The organism is Allobosea sp. P5_A5 (assembly GCF_056400625.1).
Map to the genome: position 1 here is coordinate 503,616 of NZ_JBFUKY010000001.1, position 16,267 is coordinate 519,882.

At 65.8% G+C, this 16,267-nt stretch carries 14 protein-coding genes; 7 read left to right on the forward strand and 7 right to left on the reverse strand.

The features are described 5' to 3' along the window. The first annotated feature begins 1 nt into the window (after nt 1). Nucleotides 2-805: an MBL fold metallo-hydrolase gene (locus tag AC1DR6_RS02430; RefSeq protein WP_476827577.1), complete on the forward strand. Its 804-nt coding sequence runs from the start codon at nt 2-4 to the stop codon at nt 803-805. Nucleotides 806-997: 192 nt separating this feature from the next. On the opposite strand, the gene AC1DR6_RS02435 is transcribed toward AC1DR6_RS02430, so the two are convergent. Beyond that, nucleotides 998-2,401 carry an AtzE family amidohydrolase gene (locus AC1DR6_RS02435; protein ID WP_476827578.1) on the reverse strand — a complete coding sequence of 468 codons (1,404 nt, stop codon included), beginning with the start codon at nt 2,399-2,401 and terminating at the stop codon, nt 998-1,000. Further along, the gene (locus AC1DR6_RS02440) at nt 2,398-2,625 is read right to left on the reverse strand and encodes a DUF4089 domain-containing protein (protein ID WP_476827579.1); all 228 of its coding nucleotides are present in this window, start codon (nt 2,623-2,625) and stop codon (nt 2,398-2,400) included. Before AC1DR6_RS02440 ends, AC1DR6_RS02435 begins: the two co-directional genes overlap by 4 nt. A gap of 193 nt (nt 2,626-2,818) precedes the next feature. Here AC1DR6_RS02440 and atzF point away from each other — a divergent pair, with 193 nt between their 5' ends. Further along, nucleotides 2,819-4,624: an allophanate hydrolase gene (gene atzF, locus AC1DR6_RS02445; RefSeq protein WP_476827580.1), complete on the forward strand. Its 1,806-nt coding sequence runs from the start codon at nt 2,819-2,821 to the stop codon at nt 4,622-4,624. A gap of 44 nt (nt 4,625-4,668) precedes the next feature. Here atzF and hpxZ read toward each other — a convergent pair whose 3' ends face one another. From hpxZ to AC1DR6_RS02470, 5 genes are all read right to left on the reverse strand, one after another. Next, entirely contained in the window at nt 4,669-5,049 is a 381-nt protein-coding gene (gene hpxZ / locus AC1DR6_RS02450; protein ID WP_476827581.1) for an oxalurate catabolism protein HpxZ, read from the reverse strand. A 53-nt stretch (nt 5,050-5,102) separates the two neighbouring features. Then, nucleotides 5,103-6,824: a dipeptide ABC transporter ATP-binding protein gene (locus tag AC1DR6_RS02455; RefSeq protein WP_476827582.1), complete on the reverse strand. Its 1,722-nt coding sequence runs from the start codon at nt 6,822-6,824 to the stop codon at nt 5,103-5,105. A gap of 2 nt (nt 6,825-6,826) precedes the next feature. Continuing rightward, nucleotides 6,827-7,726, reverse strand: coding sequence for an ABC transporter permease (locus AC1DR6_RS02460; protein WP_476827583.1), 900 nt, complete (start codon nt 7,724-7,726; stop codon nt 6,827-6,829). Nucleotides 7,727-7,729: 3 nt separating this feature from the next. Further along, nucleotides 7,730-8,743: an ABC transporter permease gene (locus AC1DR6_RS02465; protein WP_476827584.1), complete on the reverse strand. Its 1,014-nt coding sequence runs from the start codon at nt 8,741-8,743 to the stop codon at nt 7,730-7,732. A 101-nt stretch (nt 8,744-8,844) separates the two neighbouring features. Further along, a complete protein-coding gene (locus tag AC1DR6_RS02470; protein WP_476827585.1) occupies nt 8,845-10,440 on the reverse strand; it encodes an ABC transporter substrate-binding protein in 1,596 nt (531 codons plus the stop codon). Between the two features lie 280 nt (nt 10,441-10,720). Between AC1DR6_RS02470 and AC1DR6_RS02475 the strand changes: the two genes are divergently transcribed. Genes AC1DR6_RS02475 through AC1DR6_RS02495 form a run of 5 tightly spaced genes read left to right on the forward strand, consistent with a single transcriptional unit; the run spans nt 10,721 to nt 16,256 of the window. Further along, a complete protein-coding gene (locus AC1DR6_RS02475; protein WP_476827586.1) occupies nt 10,721-12,328 on the forward strand; it encodes an ABC transporter substrate-binding protein in 1,608 nt (535 codons plus the stop codon). 55 nt (nt 12,329-12,383) lie between these two features. Further along, nucleotides 12,384-13,337 (forward strand): ABC transporter permease, encoded by a 954-nt coding sequence (locus tag AC1DR6_RS02480; RefSeq protein ID WP_476827587.1) that lies wholly within the window; start codon nt 12,384-12,386, stop codon nt 13,335-13,337. A gap of 5 nt (nt 13,338-13,342) precedes the next feature. Beyond that, nucleotides 13,343-14,230 carry an ABC transporter permease gene (locus tag AC1DR6_RS02485; RefSeq protein WP_476827588.1) on the forward strand — a complete coding sequence of 296 codons (888 nt, stop codon included), beginning with the start codon at nt 13,343-13,345 and terminating at the stop codon, nt 14,228-14,230. After that, nucleotides 14,227-15,261 (forward strand): ABC transporter ATP-binding protein, encoded by a 1,035-nt coding sequence (locus AC1DR6_RS02490; RefSeq protein ID WP_476827589.1) that lies wholly within the window; start codon nt 14,227-14,229, stop codon nt 15,259-15,261. Before AC1DR6_RS02485 ends, AC1DR6_RS02490 begins: the two co-directional genes overlap by 4 nt. Continuing rightward, nucleotides 15,258-16,256 (forward strand): ABC transporter ATP-binding protein, encoded by a 999-nt coding sequence (locus AC1DR6_RS02495; RefSeq protein ID WP_476827590.1) that lies wholly within the window; start codon nt 15,258-15,260, stop codon nt 16,254-16,256. The genes AC1DR6_RS02490 and AC1DR6_RS02495 overlap by 4 nt, the downstream gene beginning before the upstream one ends. The last annotated feature ends 11 nt before the right edge of the window (nt 16,257-16,267 follow it).

Here is a 16,267-nt window from a genome sequence, read left to right on the forward strand (position 1 = left end):
GATGAGCATCACCGTCACCATCCTCGGCTGTGGTTCCTCCGGCGGCGTTCCCCGACCGGCCCTGGGATGGGGTGATTGCGACCCCGCCGAGCCCAAGAACCGACGACGGCGCTGTTCGATCCTGGTCGAGCGCCAAGGCCCGGCCGGCACGACTTGCGTGCTCGTCGACACCTCGCCGGACCTGCGCGAACAGCTGCTCTCCGCAGATGTACAAAGCCTCGACGGCGTCCTGATGACACATGATCATGCCGACCACACCCACGGCATCGACGACCTGCGGGCGCTTGTCCTGCACAACCATCGCCGCGTTCGCGTCCATGCCGACGAGCGGACACAAAACTCGCTGCGCACGCGTTTCGGCTATCTCTTCGAGACGCCGCCGGGCAGCTCTTATCCGCCGATCCTCGATCTCGACGAATTGGGTGCCGGCCGCAGCCAGACGATCGACGGCGCTGGCGGACCGATCGAGGCGCTGCCGTTCCGCGTCGAGCATGGCCCGAACTACGAGGCGTTGGGGTTCCGGTTCGGCGGCCTGGCTTATCTGCCGGACGTCAGCCTGATCCCGGCAGCAGCTATGGAGACGCTGGCCGACCTCGATGTGCTGATCCTCGACTGCCTGCGCGAGAAGCCGCATCCCAGCCACTTCCATCTCGCGCAATCGCTCGCGACGATCGCCGCGCTGAGGCCGAAGCGAGCCATCCTGACGAACCTGCACTCCGATCTTGATTATGCCAATCTTTCCAGCCGTTTGGCCGAGGGGATCGATGTGGCGTTCGACGGCATGCGGATCACGACCGGCGACTGAGGGCACAGGAACGCCTGCTCGCACGGCCGATTTAAGTTCCATAATATGTCTTATGCGAATTGAATTTGAGGTTTGCCAGTCGATCCTTCCGGATGCGCGGCTTGGTGCTCTCTGCAGTTTTCATAAGACAACGCGAGCACACTGGAACTGTAAACGCTCAGGCACGAGACCGTCATTCGGTGCCGTCTGCGATCAGTGGAGGCCTGTGATCTCGCCTAAGCCGGCGGCGCCGCAAACGCCCATTGTCTGCAATGCGTAAGCCGCCCTCAGGCATAGATCCTCGCGCCAGGGCGGCGCGATGAGCTGAACACCGATGGGCAGGCCGGCGCCTTTGACCGGCACGACGACAACGGGCAGCCCGATGCAGGAGATCGGCTGTGTGAACAGCCCCAGACTGGGGCGCAGGGGCAGCGTTTCCCCCCTCACCTCCAGCGTCTTTTGGCCAATGAGCGGCGCGGAGCACGGCGTCGCGGGCGCCAGGATGAGGTCGACATCGGCAAAGCGCCTCATCGTCCGATCGTGAAACCAGCGGCGGGCTCGTTGGGCCTGAACGTACCACGCAGCCGGCAACATCGCGCCGGCCAGGAAACGATCCCGGGTTTCGGGGTCGAAATCATTCGCGCGCTCCCGCAAACGCGAAAGATGGAGGCTGGAGCTTTCCGCATTGGTGATGAGGAAGGCGGCCGCACGCGCGATCGCGGCACCCTCGATATCCAGTTCGCTGGTCGCACTGAGCGCTTTGGCGACCGTCGCAACGGCGGCGTCCGCTTCGGGCAGGCCTTCGGTCGCGAAATAGCCTTTTGCCACGGCGACGCGTAAGCCCCCGATACCGCTCCGCAATTGCGGCATCGTCGGCTCGGTCGGCCTTTGCGCGCAGGCGGGATCACCAGCGTCAGGGCCCTGCATCAGATCATAGGCCAGAGCCAGGTCGGTCACGTCCCGCGCCAGCGGTCCGAGATGGTCAAGCGAGTCGCAGAACGGGAAGGAACGCGTGCGCGGCAGCCGCCCATAGGTCGGCTTCAATCCGAAAACGCCGCAAAGAGATCCGGGGACGCGGATCGATCCGTTGGTGTCCGATCCGAGCGCGATGGGCACGAAGCCGGCGGCCGTGGCAGCACCTGACCCCGACGAGGAACCGCCGGCCATCCGGGCAAGATCATGCGGGTTTCGACAGGGGCCGTCATGGGCGTTTTCGCCTGTGAAATCATAAGCATATTCGCCCATGTTGAGGCCGCCGAGGAGGATCGCGCCAGCGGCGCCGAGGCGCTCGACCAGCACGGCGTCGCGCGAGGCCGGCGGCCGCTCGCGGTTGATCTTGGAGCCGGCGCGAGTCGGCAATCCGGCGATGTCGAACAGATTCTTCGCGGCAAAAGGTACGCCCGCCAGCGGGCCGAGGGGTTCGCCGCGCGAGCGCGCAAGATCGGTTTCGCGAGCCGCTGCCAGCGCGCGTGACGCCGTGACGTCGGTGAAGGCGTTCACCTGCGGATCGAGCTTCGCGATCCGGGCGAGCGCGGCCGTCACCACCTCCTCCGCCGTCGCCTCGCCGGCTCGAACCCGGCGCGCGACCTCGTGAGCCGGGAGAAACGCGTCGCTCATCGGAAATCTCCCGGGATGCCAGGGCGAAAACTCGGCGCCAGATCCAGCGAGTTGTCCGCAAGCGGCGCGGCATCGACGATGCGCGCCATGCTGTGGGCAATGGCGAGAAATTGCAGCACGACCGGCTTTTGCGCTTCGTCGATGGTAAGGCCCAGCGCAGGTGCCATGACCTCGAGATGGCGGGCGGGATCGAATTCACCCATCGAACCAGTGCCCGTTTTCATCCTGTCGTTTCCTCTCTGCGATCTGCCGAAGACGCCGACTTGGCTTGCGCCGATCCCCAGCCCGAGATGCGTGGGACATTGCAAGGCGCGTGCCCGCGCGGGGCGTCCGAGTCCCCTCCCCGAGGCCGCGCACAACTCTTGCATCTCGAGCGGCTCGAACCCGGAGGTCCGGGCAAGCCATGGAGGCCGTCGCGTGCACATTTTGAGCGAGCTTCTGGCGGCGCATCTGGCCGGAACCCGCAGCCTGCGTGAGACGGTGGCGGGCTGCTATGACCGCTGGCGGGCGCATGGCGACCCCGCGATGTTCATCGCGCTCCGCGCCGAGGCCGAGGTTCTCGCGGAGGCGGAGCGCCTGCAGGCGGAAGGTCCACGCGGACGCAAGCTCTGGGGCATTCCCGTCGCCGTGAAGGACAACATCGACGTCGCAGGCCTGCCGACCACGGCCGCCTGCCCGGCCTTTGCCTATGAGCCGGCGCGGGACGCCAGCGCCGTGGCACGGCTGCGGTCGGAAGGCGCGATCATCATCGGCAAGACCAATCTCGATCAGTTCGCGACAGGCCTCAACGGGACACGCTCGCCTTATGGGACGCCGCGCAATGCCCTGCGCGCCGACCTCGTGCCCGGCGGGTCGAGTTCGGGTTCGGCAAGCGCGGTCGCGGCCGGGATCGTGCCGGTGGCGTTGGGCACGGACACGGCCGGCTCGGGCCGGGTTCCAGCCGGCTTGCAGAATATCGTTGGGTTGAAGCCGAGCGTCGGGCTGGTTCCCAGCGCCGGTGTCGTACCGGCATGTCGCACACTCGACTGCATCTCGGTCTTCGCCCTCACGGTCGAGGACGCCTGGACGGTGCTGGAGGTCATCGCCGGTCTTGATCCGGCCGATCCGTTTTCGCGGTCGCTGCCGCTGGGCCGTCCCGGCGTCGTTCCGCCCGCGATCCGGCTCGGCGTTCCCCGGTCGGCGGATCGTGATTTTGCAGGCGATCGGCGTGCCGAGGCCAGCTTCGGGGCCGCGCTCGACCGGGCGGCCGCGCTCGGAGCCGAGATCGTACCGCTCGACTTCACGCCGTTCTACGAAACCGCCCGCCTGCTTTATGACGGCCCCTGGGTGGCCGAGCGCTGGCTTGCCATCCGAGAGCTCTATCAGCGCACGCCCGAGGCGATCCTGCCCGTCATCCGTCAGGTGATCGCCGGCAGACCGCTGCCGGATGCAGCCGCCGCCTTTGCGGCACGCTATCGGTTGGCCGAACTTGCGCTTGCTGCAAAGGCGGCGATGAAGTCCGTCGACATGCTGATGGTTCCGACCGCGCCACGGCCTGTCGCGCTGGCCGAAATGGCGGCCGACCCGATCGGCGCCAATTCACTGCTAGGCCGCTACACCAATTTCGTGAACCTGCTGGATCTCGCCGCGCTGGCCGTGCCGGTCAGCCTTGCCGATGACCGCACTGCAGCCGGCGTCACGCTGATCGCACCGGCAGGACAGGATGCGGCGCTGGCAGGGTTCGGGCGTGCCTTCCATGCCGCCGGAAGCCTGCCGCTTGGCGCGACGGGCCTGCCGATGCCGCCCGCTCCGGACTGGCCCGCTTCGGCCAAGGTAGGAGAGATCGAGATTGCGGTCGTCGGGGCGCATCTGTCGGGCATGCCGCTCAATCGCGAACTGACCGATCTCGGCGGCTGCTTCATCCGCGCTGCGACCACCAGCAGCGACTATCGTCTCTACGCCCTGCCCGGCGGGCCACCGATGCGGCCGGGGCTGGTGCGTGTCGCGGCTGGTGGAGGGCCTGTCGTGGTCGAAATCTGGTCGCTGCCGGCCGAGGGGTTCGGCCGCTTCGTCGCCGGCATTCCTGCGCCGCTCGGCATCGGCACGCTGAATTTGGCCGATGGGACGCGCGTCAAGGGCTTCCTGTGCGAGGCGGTCGCCACGAACGAGGCGCGGGATGTCACCGATTTCGGCGGCTGGCGCGCCTTCATCGCCGCGGAGCAGGTCGAGCGCGCTTTGGCCTAGCCGGGAGAATACGCCCGACGGAGCCAGGTGCGATCGTCCGGCCGTTACGCGACGATGATGCTGACATGGGCGGCCACGACCCGCCAGCCTTCCGGAAAGCGGACCCAACTCTGACTTTGGCGCCCGACCTTGCCGGGCAGGCTGTCGCGCCGGAACAGCGTGTTGGCGGTTGCAAAATCGTCGCCATAGGTGGTGATGGATGTCCGCTCCAGAATCCGCGTCAGCCCCACGGGCGAGCGCCCTGCCCTGAACGCCGCGATCTCGGCATAGCCGTAGAGATTTTCGGCGATGCCATAGCGCAGCGTCTCCGGCGCGTCCTTGAACAGCCGGTCGAGCGTTTCGACATCGTTGGTCGTCAGCGCCTTCTCATAGGTGGCAAAGGCGGCCTCGACTTCGGCGAGGACGGCGGGGTCGTTGATTTTCATTCGATCGTCCTTGGCATGCGATCGTCCTTGGCATGGTCGTCTCATCGGCAGCTTCACACCGGCGGATGAGGGATCGCCGTCAGCAGCTCCTTGGTATACTCCGCCGTGGGCGAGCCAAGCACCGCCTCGGCCGTGCCCTGCTCGACGATCTCTCCGCCACGCATGACGATCACGCGGTCGCAAAGCAGGCGCACGACGTTCAGGTCGTGCGAGACGAAGATGTAGCTCATGCCGAGCCGCTCCTTCAGCTCCTCCAGCAGGTTCAGCACGACGGCCTGGACCGAGACGTCGAGAGCCGCCGTCGGCTCGTCGAGGATGACCAGATCGGGGTTGAGCGCGATTGCCCGCGCGATGCCGACGCGGGCCTTCTGCCCGCCCGAGAGTTGGTGCGGGAAGCGGTCGATCAGCTCGACCGGCAGGCCGACCAGCTGCGCGAGTTCCTCGCAACGGGCTCGAAGGGCGGCGCGCCCGCTGATGCTGCCCATGCGAAGGATCGGGTCGACGATAGCCCGCTCGGCCGTGAAACGCGGATTGAGGCTGTCTGTCGGGTCCTGGAAAACCATCTGGATGCGCCGCCGGAAAGGCGATGCGGCGAACTGCCGGGCCGGGATTTTGCCGATGTCGTGGCCATCGAAGAGGATTTGGCCCGCCGTCGGGTCAAGCAGCCGGTTGACCATCATCGATGTCGTCGATTTGCCGCAGCCGGATTCGCCGACCAGCCCGAGCGTTTCGCCCCGCCGTACCTCGAAGCTGATCCCGCCGACGGCACGGAAGGCCGGCTGCTCCGGTTCAGCCTTCCCGCGAAGCTTCGCGAAGATGCCATTATTGGCCAGGCGAGGATATTCCTTGACCAGATTCTCGACGACGAGGAGCGGCGCCACGTCGGACGAGGCCGGCCGAGCGCGCGGGGCCGATGGCGCTGCCGGCGGGTTCGAGGGCGAGCGCTGCGCCCGGGCGTCCGGCAGGAGGTCGCGCAGGTTCATGCCGATGCGTGGCGTCGCCTGCATCAGCTTGCGCGTATAGGGGTGCTGCGGGTCGCGGAAGATCTCGGCGGCGCTCGCCGTCTCCACGACGCGGCCCTTCTCCATCACCACGACCCTGTCGCAATAGGCCGCGGCAAGGCCGAGATCGTGGGTGATGAGGATGGTCGACATGCCGCGCTCGCGCGTCAGCTCCACGATCAGATCCATCACCGCCTTCTGGGTGGTCACGTCGAGGCCGGTCGTCGGCTCGTCCGCGATCAGGAGCTGCGGCTGGCAGGCCAGAGCCAGGGCGATCACCACGCGCTGGCACATGCCGCCGGACAGCTCGAACGGGTAGGCGTCATAGCGTTCGGCGGGGCGCGCGATCCGCACCCTTTCCAGCGCCTCTACCGCTTTCGCCCGCGCGGTGGCTCGTGTCGCCTGCACATGCTGGACAAGCACGTCCTCGATCTGCTTGCCGACCTTGCGGATCGGGTTCAGCGCGGCGCGCGGGTTCTGAAAGATCATCGAGATTTCGCGCCCGCGCAGGTCCCGCATCTGCGCCTCGGTCGCAGAGACGAGGTCGACGCCGGAAAATGCGATCGAACCCGCGGCGACCCGGCCGGCACGATCGAGAATGCGCACCACGGCATAGGAGGTGACGGATTTGCCGGAGCCGGATTCGCCGACGATCGCGACCGTTTCACCCTTGCCGACGCTGATGTCGATCGCCTTCACCGCCTGCACGGTGCCGCGCCTCGTGGCGAACTCGACGGTGAGGTTCCTGATTTCCAGGAGAGCCTGCGGGCTCATCGTCAGCTCCTCCTCTGCGGATCGAGAAGGTCGCGCACGCCGTCACCCAGCAGATTGAAACAGAACACAGCCGTCATCAGCGCCAGACCCGGAAAGAACGCGACCCACCATTCGCCGGAGACGATGAAGCTCGCGCCTTCGGCGACCATGATGCCCCATTCCGGCATCGGCGGCCGGACGCCGAGACCGATGAAGGAAAGCCCCGCCGCGTTCAGGATGGCGTAGCCCATGGTCAGCGACATCTGCACCGCCATGATCGGCATGATGTTGGGTACGATCTGCGTCAGCAGCAGCCGCCATTCGGAGTTGCCGGAGAGCCTGGCCGCCTGCACGAAGCCGGCGTCGCGGCGGATATTGGCCTCGGCCCGGGCGACGCGGACATAGAGCGGAAAATTGATGATGGCGGTGGCGACGACGATGTTGGTCACGCTGTTTCCCAGCGCAGCGACGATCCCCATGGCGAGCACGAACAGCGGAAAAGCCATGATCGTGTCGGCGATACGCCCGACCACCGTATCGACCCAGCCGCCGAAGAAGCCGGCCATGACGCCTGCGAGCCCACCGAGCAGGAAGACCAGCGCGACGGAGGCAACCGCGATCGAGAAATCGAGCCGGGTCGCCGCGACCACCCGGCTGAAGATATCGCGGCCGAGTTGGTCGGTGCCGAACCAGTGGGCCGCGTTCGGCCCTTGCAGCGACGCGTTGGTGTTCGAGGCCAGCGGATCATACGGGACCAGCGAGGGCCCGAACACGGCGGCCAGAAGGATCAGCGCGAACAGTCCGAAGGCGAAGCCGGTGACGGGGTTCTCGGTGACGATATGCCGGGCATGGGCGAGCAGCGAGGTCGAGGGCGGCGCCTCGAAGCGCAGTGGGGCGGGCTCGATCCTGCTAACCTCGTTCATCGCTCAGCCCTCCAGCCGGACACGGGGGTCGATGACGCCGTAGAGAATATCGATCATCAGGTTCAGCGCGACGTAGAGGATCGCCATCGTCAGCACGAAGCCCTGGATCGGTGCATAGTCCGAAGCAAGCAGCGCCTCGACCGCGTAGGAGCCGACGCCTGGCCACGCGAAGACCTTCTCGACCAGCACATTGGCGCCGAGCAAAAAGGAAAAGACCATGCCCAGCGTCGTGACAACGGGGAGCATGGCGTTTCGGAAGGCGTAGGTGCCGATGACCTTGCGGCCGGAGAGGCCGCTGGCGCGGGCCGTCCGTACGAAATCCGCACCGAGCACGGCCAACATCGAGGCGCGTGTCATCCGGGTGATCGGCGCCAGCGAAAAGATCGCAAGGGTCAGCGCGGGGAGCAGAAGCTGCACGAAAGCGGCCCGGAATATCTCGAAATCGCGCGCGAACAAGCTGTCGATCAACAGGAAACCAGTGACGCGCGGCGGCTCGGAGAAGAAGRCGTCGAGCCGCCCGAGCGGGGCAGGAGCCCAGCCGAGAATGAAATAGAAGACATAGACCAGCAGCAGCCCGGTGAAGAAGACAGGCAGCGAGACGCCGGCCGTCGCCACGATCCGGCAGAGATGGTCGATCCACGACCCCTGCCGGACCGCCGCGAGCACGCCGAGCGGCAAGGCCACCGCCATCGAGATCAGCAGGCCGAACAAGGTCAGTTCAGCCGAGGCCGGCAGGCGCTGCGCGAGGTCGGCCGTCACCGGCTGCCCCGTCGTCAGCGAGGTGCCGAGATCGCCCTTCACCAGGGCTCCGACATAGGAGACGAATTGCACGGGCAAGGGCTGGTCGAGGCCGAGCTTGCTCCGGATTTCCGTGATGGCCTGCGGCGTCGCGGCCGGACCGGCGAAATAGGCCGCCGTGTCGCCCGGCAGGACGCGCGTCAGCAGAAAGGTCACGATGATGACGCCGATCACCGAGGGGATCGTCGTCTTCAACCGGGTGAAAATCAGGCCGAGCATGCGTGAGCCTCCGTCAAGCGTTCCATCCTCACGCGGTCATCTGCAAAGCCCTGGTCCGACGTTCCGCGAGCCCACTGCCGGACACGACGGAGACAGAGCCTTCACGCCCCCTTCGTGAGGTAGCGGAAGTCCGGTTCGCGGCAGGGCTGGAACTGGTAGCCGCCGATCGACTTCTGCATCGCCACGTCGTGCGTTGGCTGCGCGATCGGGATCATCGGCACCTCGCGCTCCACCAGCGATACGAAGTCGACGACATACTTCTCGTAAGCCGCCTTGTCCGTGGTGAAGCGGGCGGCATCGATCAGCTTGTCGAGCTCCGGATTCTGGTAATTGGCGATGTTGAAGATCGAATTGTTGCCGTGCATCGTCCAGAACAGGTAGTAATCGGGATAATCGAGCCAGCCGGCGAAGCGGTTCAGCGCCATCGGATTGGTCTTCTTGGCGATCTCGGTGCGGAAGTTGGCACCCGGCACCTTGCTGATCTCGACGTCGATGCCGATGCTGCCCAGCGCTTCCTTGATCAGCACCGACATCGGTTCGGCGACGGTTGCGTTGCCGGCATCGAATTGCAGCGTGGTCGCGAACCCGCCGCCCGCGGCCGCGACGAGGGCCTTCGCCTTCTCGACATTGGTCTTGTAGGCGAAGGGCGTCGGCCAGGCGGCCGGCGGCGTCTCGGGACCACCGGACATGTCGACGCCACGGCCGAAGAGCGAGGCTTGAAGCATCTTGTCGTAGGGCAAGACCCAGGCGACAGCCTGGCGCAGACGGACATCCTTGAACGGACCGACCTGGCTGTTGAGATAGAGCCCCCACACGCCGTTGGGGATCGGGACACCGACCACCTTGATCTTGCCCGCGTCGAGCAGATCCTTGAAATCCTTGGGCGGCAGCCCGTAGGAGATGTCGGCGTCTCCGCGCTCGATCAGCGCGCGTCGGGTCGAGGGCGAGGCGATGTCGCGGGCGATGATGCGGCGCAGCTTCGGCAAGGGTCCGCTCGCCCAATCGTCGTTGCGGACGTAGATCGTCTCGACGCCCGGCTTCCAGCTTTCGATCTTGAAGGCGCCCGAGCCGGCGACGTTGTTCTTCAGCCATTCCTTGGCGAGCGGATCGCCGCCCGCGTTCTTGATCGCGAGTTCGGAGTCGAAAATGAAGGGGATGGTGACCGCCAGATTCGGCATGGTCAGCTTGTCCTTGCGCAGGAAGTCGATGCGGAAGGTCTTGTCGTCCACCACGACGAACTGCTCCGGCTTTTCGAGCGAGCCGGCATTCATCTGCGTCGTGGCGAAGCCGCCGATCGTGACGGCGCGGTCGAGCGACCATTTCACATCCTTGGCGGTGACGGGCCTGCCGGAATGGAATTTGGCGTCGCGCAGCTTGAAGGTGCAGCTCATGCCGTCGGAGGCGATCTCCCAGCTTTCCGCGAGTTCGCCTTCGAGCTGGCTCATCGACACCTGAGAGCCCCCGCCACCCGGGATCGGCACCGGTTTGAAGCGCAGCAGCCTGTCGTAACAATTGAGCGCGACGCCGTTGACGGGCTGCGACGCGCCGATGCCCTGCATGTCGAGGCTGTTGGGGCCATATTCCTGCACCAGCAGCAGCGTTTCGTTGCGGCTGGCCGATTGGGCCTCGGCACGGGCCGACATCAGAAACGGCGCGGAGATGCCCCCGGCGATGGCGGCGCGACGCGTGATGGCCATGATGCTCTCCCGAGATTGCCGGGGCACACGGGCGCCGGACGATTCAATTCGGAGGAGGCAATGCAGTTACCGTGCCGAGCGTGGCGATGGCTGGCAGCGCGAAAAGGTTGTTTACAGGCAAACAACCGCCGCATTTTTGCATCGAGGCCCCATTTTCTGCCCAATAATTGCACTGCGTCGGGTGAGGCGTCGCTCGATGGATCTTTGGCACTCCGCGTGAGGCCTCGCAGGCCATGGCACGACGCTTGCTCGGATGGATCGCTGCCATCTGGAGAGCTCCATGCGCCGATCCCTTCTCAAGACCGCTTTCGTGCTCGCCATCCTGCCGACGCTTCAAGCTGCGGCCTGGGCGCAGGGCACGCTGCGGATCGGCATGACGGCTTCCGATATTCCGCTGACCACGGGCCAAACCGACAATGGCGGCGAAGGCATGCGCTTCATGGGCTATACGGTCTATGATGCGCTGATCAATTGGGACCTTTCGAGCGCGACGAAGCCGTCCGACCTGACACCCGGCCTGGCTCTCAGCTGGGGGCTCGATCCCGCCGATACCACCAAGACCCGGTGGCTCTTCAAGCTGCGCCCGGACGTGAAGTTTCATGACGGCTCCGGCTTCAGCGCCGATGACGTGGTCTGGAATCTCGACAAGCTGCTCAAGAACGATGCGCCGCAATTCGACCAGCGCCAGTCGGCGCAGGGCAAGTCGCGCATCCCAGCGGTCGCATCCTATCGGGCTATCGATCCGCTGACGCTGGAGATCACGACCAAATCGCCCGATGCCACCCTGCCCTATCAGCTGGCCTGGATCCTGATGTCCTCCCCGGCCAATTGGGAAAAGCAAGGCAAGAGCTGGGAGAACGTCGCCAAGTCGCCTTCCGGCACCGGCCCTTGGAAGCTCACCGGATTCGTGCCGCGCGAGCGGGCCGAGATGGTTCCGAACCCGGACTACTGGGACAAGGCGCGCGTTCCCAAGCTCGACAAGCTGATCCTGCTGCCGCTGCCGGAGGCCAATGCCCGTGTCGCCGCGTTGCGTTCAGGCCAGGTCGACTGGATCGAGGCTCCGGCACCGGATGCGGCGAAATCGCTGATCTCGGCCGGCTTCACGATCGTTACCAACGCCTATCCGCATAACTGGACCTGGCATCTCTCGCGCGTCGAAGGCTCGCCCTGGAACGACATCCGCATCCGAAAGGCGGCCAATCTCGCCATTGATCGCGAGGGTATGAAGGAGCTGCTCGCCGGCATGATGATCCCGGCCGAGGGCTTCTATCCACCGGGACACCAATGGTTCGGCAAGCCCAGCTTCAAGCTCGAATACAAGCCCGACGAAGCCAAGAAGCTGATGAAGGAAGCCGGCTACACCCCGGAGAAGCCGCTCGTCACCAAGATCCTGATCTCGCCCTCCGGCTCGGGCCAGATGCAGCCCTTGCCGATGAACGAAATGGTGCAGCAGAACCTCGCCGATATTGGCATCAAGGTCGATTTCGAGGTGGTGGAATGGAACCAGCTCATCAACATCTGGCGCGCCGGCGCCAAGGATCCGAGCGCGCGCGGCGCGACGGGAATGAACTACACCTATTTCATCCAGGATCCCTTCACCGGCTTTATTCGCCATCTCCAATGCAATCTCGCGCCGCCGGCGGGGACGAACTGGGGCTATTACTGCGACCCTGAGATGGACAAGCTGTTCGATCAGGTGCGAAACACCTTCGATCAGAACGCACAGACGGCGATCCTGCAGAAGATCCACGAGAAATATGTCGACGACGCGCTGTTCCTGATGGTGACGCACGACGTCAACCCACGGGCGATGACTCCCAAGGTGAAGGGTTTCGTCCAGGCGCAGAACTGGTTCCAGGACTTCTCGCCGATCACGATGGACAAGTGAAACCGCGCCGGCGCAGCCGCCTCGCGGGGCTGCGCCTTGTCGCCGGAGGTGACCCTTGCTCCTCTATGCCCTGAAGCGCCTCGTCTATGTTCTGCCTGTCGCCTTCGGCGTCAGCATCGTCTGCTTCCTGCTGGTTCATCTCGCACCCGGCGACCCGCTGACCGCGATCATGCCGATCGATGCCACCGCCGCGCAGCAGGCGGAGATGCGGGTCGCCTATGGCTTCGACAAGCCGCTGCCGGTGCAATACGGGCTCTGGCTCTGGAAGGTGCTGCACGGCGATCTCGGCGCCTCGATCGCGTCCGGCCGCCCCGTGGTGTCGGAGGTCGGTCGCGCCGTCGGAAACTCGCTGATCCTAGCCTCGCTGGCGACGCTGATCGGCTTCGGGTTCGGCACCTTCTTCGGCTTCGTCGCCGGCTATTTTCGCGGCAGTGTCCTCGACAGGGTCGCTTCGCTGATCTCCATCCTTGGCGTCAGCGTGCCACATTACTGGCTCGGCATGGTCACGGTGATCGTCTTCTCGGCGGAGCTCGGCTGGCTGCCGGCGACCGGGGCAGGCCCCGGCGGCTCGGCCGCCTGGCGCTTCGACGCCGAGCATCTGAGCTACATCATCCTGCCGGCGATCACGATGTCGGCGATCCCGATGGGGATCATCGCGCGCACGGTGCGCGCTCTGGTCGCCGATATTCTCTCGCAGGAGTTCGTCCAGGCTCTGCGCGCAAAGGGCATGGGCGAGTGGGGCGTGTTCAAGCATGTCGTGCGCAACGCCGCGCCGACCGCGCTCGCCGTGATGGGCCTGCAGCTCGGCTACCTGCTCGGAGGGTCGATCCTGATCGAGACGGTCTTTGCCTGGCCGGGGACGGGCTTCCTGCTCAATACCGCGATCTTCCAGCGGGATCTTCCCTTGCTGCAGGGGACGATCCTCGTGCTGGCGCTGTTCTTTGTCGGCCTCAACCTCATCGTCGACGTGGTTCAGACCGCGCTCGATCCACGCATCCAGCGGGGTTGACCTTTATGACCAGCATCGAAGCCGGCGCCATGGTCACGGTGAAACCCGTGAGGAGCGAGGGATACTGGTCGAGCGTCGGCCGTAGGCTGGTGCGCGACCCTGTCGCGATGTTCGCGCTGGCCGTGATTCTGCTCATCGTGCTCGCTGCGATCTTTGCGCCCTACGTCACGGCCGCAGACCCCTTCCGCGGGGCGATGGCGCGACGGCTGCGGCCGATCGGCACGCCGAACTATCCGTTCGGCTCAGACGAACTGGGTCGCGACATGCTGACGCGCCTGATCTATGGCGGCCGGCTCTCGCTTTTCATGGGGGTGACGCCGGTCATTCTCGCCTTCGTCGTCGGCTCGTCGATCGGCATCTTCGCGGCTTATGTCGGGGGCTGGATCAACACCCTGGTGATGCGCGTCATCGACGTGTTCTTCGCGTTTCCCTCGGTGCTGCTGGCCATCGCGCTTTCGGGCGCGCTGGGTGCCGGGATCCTCAACTCGATCGTGTCGCTGACCGTCGTGTTCGTGCCGCAGATCGCGCGCATCGCGGAATCCGTGACGACCCAGACGCGCAACCGCGATTTCGTCGAGGCGGCCCGCATATCGGGGGCGGGCATGCTGACCATCGTGCGTGTCCATGTTCTCGGCAACGTGCTCGGGCCCATCTTCGTCTATGCGACCAGCCTGATCAGCGTCGCGATGATCCTGTCTTCCGGCCTTTCCTTTCTCGGGCTCGGCGTGAAGCCGCCCGAGCCCGAATGGGGGCTGATGCTGAACACCCTGCGCACGGCGATCTACAGCCAGCCGCTGGTCGCCGCCTTGCCGGGCGCCATGATCTTCGTCACCTCGATTTCCTTCAATCTGTTCTCCGACGGGTTGCGAAGCGCGATGGAGGTGCGGCAATGAGCGCCTCGACGCAGGACCCGCGAGACCGCGGCGGCGCCGGGACGCCGCTGCTCGACGTGCGCGGGCTGGTCAAGCATTTCGGCGGCAAGCGCAGCCTTTTCGGCAGGCCGAGCGGCATTGTCCGCGCCGTCGACGGCGTCGACTTCATCATCGCCAAGGGGGAGACGCTCGGCATCGTCGGCGAATCCGGCTGCGGCAAATCGACGACCGCCCGGCTGGTAATGCAGATCATCGCGCCCGATGCCGGCGAAATTCTGTTCGACGGCGAGAAGGTCGGCTCGGCGGCGCTCGATCTCAAGGCCTTTCGCCGTCAGGTCCAGATGGTGTTCCAGGACAGCTACGCCTCGCTCAACCCCAGACTCACGGTCGAGGACACGGTCGCCTTCGGCCCGCGCATCCATGGCGCTTCCGCGACGGCCTCGATCGCCGTGGCGCACGACCTGCTCCATCGCGTCGGTCTCGAACCGCGCCGCTTCGCGGGGCGCTACCCGCACGAGATTTCCGGCGGCCAGCGCCAGCGCGTCAACATCGCCCGCGCACTCTCGCTGAACCCGCGCCTGCTGATCCTGGATGAGGCTGTCTCGGCGCTGGACAAATCGGTCGAGGCCCAGGTCCTCAACCTGCTGCTCGACCTCAAGCGCGATTTCGGCCTGACCTATATGTTCATCACCCATGATCTGAACGTGGTGCGCTTCATGTCGGAGCGGATCATGGTGATGTATCTTGGCAAGGTCGCGGAAGTCGGCCCCTCCGAGCCGATCTTCCGGCAGCCGGGCCATCCCTATACGGCCGCCCTGCTCTCCTCGATGCCCTCGATGGATCCCGACAATCTGACCGAGGAAGCACCGCTCACCGGCGATCCGCCGAACCCGATCGACCCACCGAGCGGCTGCCGGTTTCACCCTCGCTGCAAGCTGGCCTCGGCGGTGTGCAGCCATGCCGAACCAAAACTGGCCGAAGCCAGCCCGCAGCATCTGGCGGCCTGCCATCTGGTCAACCCTGCTTCCGGCCATCCGAGGCTCGCCGCATGAGCAGCACAGCCCCGATCGTCGAAGCCAAGGACCTGACTGTCGATTTCGCGGCCGGACGCGGCATGGTGCGCGCCGTCTGCGGCGTCGATCTCTCGCTGAAGCCGGGCGAGACCGTGGCGCTCCTCGGCGAATCCGGCTCCGGCAAGAGCGTGACCTTGCGGGCGCTGATGCGGCTCCATCCGAAATCCGCGAGGATCGGCGGCTCCATCAAGGTCGATGGCGAGGATGTGCTGGCGCTCTCGCCCAGCGCCTTGCGCGCCTATCGCGGCAAGACCGTCTCGATGATCTTCCAGGACCCCGGCCTTGCCTTCGATCCCGTCTATCGCATCGGCGACCAGATCGCCGAGACGGTGATGCGGCATGAGGGTGTCTCGCGCGCGGAAGGCCGCCGGCGCGGGCTCGAACTGTTCGAGCGCGTCCGCATTCCCTCTCCGGAGCGCCGGCTCGATAATTTCCCCCACGAGATGTCGGGCGGTATGCGCCAGCGCGCCATGATCGCACTCGCGCTGGCCTGCCGCCCCAAAGTGCTGCTGGCCGACGAGCCGACGACGGCTCTCGACGCCACCGTGCAGATTCAGGTTCTGCTGCTGCTGCGGGAGCTCCAGCGAGAATTCGGCCTCGCCATCGTTTTCGTGACCCACGATATCGGCGTCGCCGTCGAGGTCGCCGACCGGATCGCTGTGATGTATGCCGGGCGCATCGTTGAGAACGGCTCGTGCCGGGATGTCATCCGCAACCCCGCGCATCCCTATACACGCGGGCTGCTCGCCTCACGTGCCCACACTACGCTCGGCAGGGACGAGCGACTGACTGCGATCCCCGGTTCGCCGCCCGATCTGGCAGACCCACCCGCCGGCTGCGCCTTCGGGCCCCGCTGCAGCGATTTTATCGAGATGTGCGCACGCGACGTGCCGGACTTCGTCCCGCTCAGCCCCACTCATGCGGCGCGGTGCTGGCGAGCGCCAAGCCTGATGCCGGATGCGATGGCGTCCTAACGGTCAGCGCA

Excerpts from the sequence above, each read along its gene's own strand:
- AC1DR6_RS02430 (WP_476827577.1), top strand. The coding sequence starts at position 2 with ATGAGCATCACCGTCACCATCCTCGGCTGTGGTTCCTCCGGCGGCGTT.
- AC1DR6_RS02435 (WP_476827578.1), bottom strand. The coding sequence starts at position 2,401 with ATGAGCGACGCGTTTCTCCCGGCTCACGAGGTCGCGCGCCGGGTTCGA.
- AC1DR6_RS02440 (WP_476827579.1), bottom strand. The coding sequence starts at position 2,625 with ATGAAAACGGGCACTGGTTCGATGGGTGAATTCGATCCCGCCCGCCAT.
- hpxZ (WP_476827581.1), bottom strand. The coding sequence starts at position 5,049 with ATGAAAATCAACGACCCCGCCGTCCTCGCCGAAGTCGAGGCCGCCTTT.
- AC1DR6_RS02455 (WP_476827582.1), bottom strand. The coding sequence starts at position 6,824 with ATGAGCCCGCAGGCTCTCCTGGAAATCAGGAACCTCACCGTCGAGTTC.
- AC1DR6_RS02460 (WP_476827583.1), bottom strand. The coding sequence starts at position 7,726 with ATGAACGAGGTTAGCAGGATCGAGCCCGCCCCACTGCGCTTCGAGGCG.
- AC1DR6_RS02470 (WP_476827585.1), bottom strand. The coding sequence starts at position 10,440 with ATGGCCATCACGCGTCGCGCCGCCATCGCCGGGGGCATCTCCGCGCCG.
- AC1DR6_RS02475 (WP_476827586.1), top strand. The coding sequence starts at position 10,721 with ATGCGCCGATCCCTTCTCAAGACCGCTTTCGTGCTCGCCATCCTGCCG.
- AC1DR6_RS02485 (WP_476827588.1), top strand. The coding sequence starts at position 13,343 with ATGACCAGCATCGAAGCCGGCGCCATGGTCACGGTGAAACCCGTGAGG.
- AC1DR6_RS02490 (WP_476827589.1), top strand. The coding sequence starts at position 14,227 with ATGAGCGCCTCGACGCAGGACCCGCGAGACCGCGGCGGCGCCGGGACG.
- AC1DR6_RS02495 (WP_476827590.1), top strand. The coding sequence starts at position 15,258 with ATGAGCAGCACAGCCCCGATCGTCGAAGCCAAGGACCTGACTGTCGAT.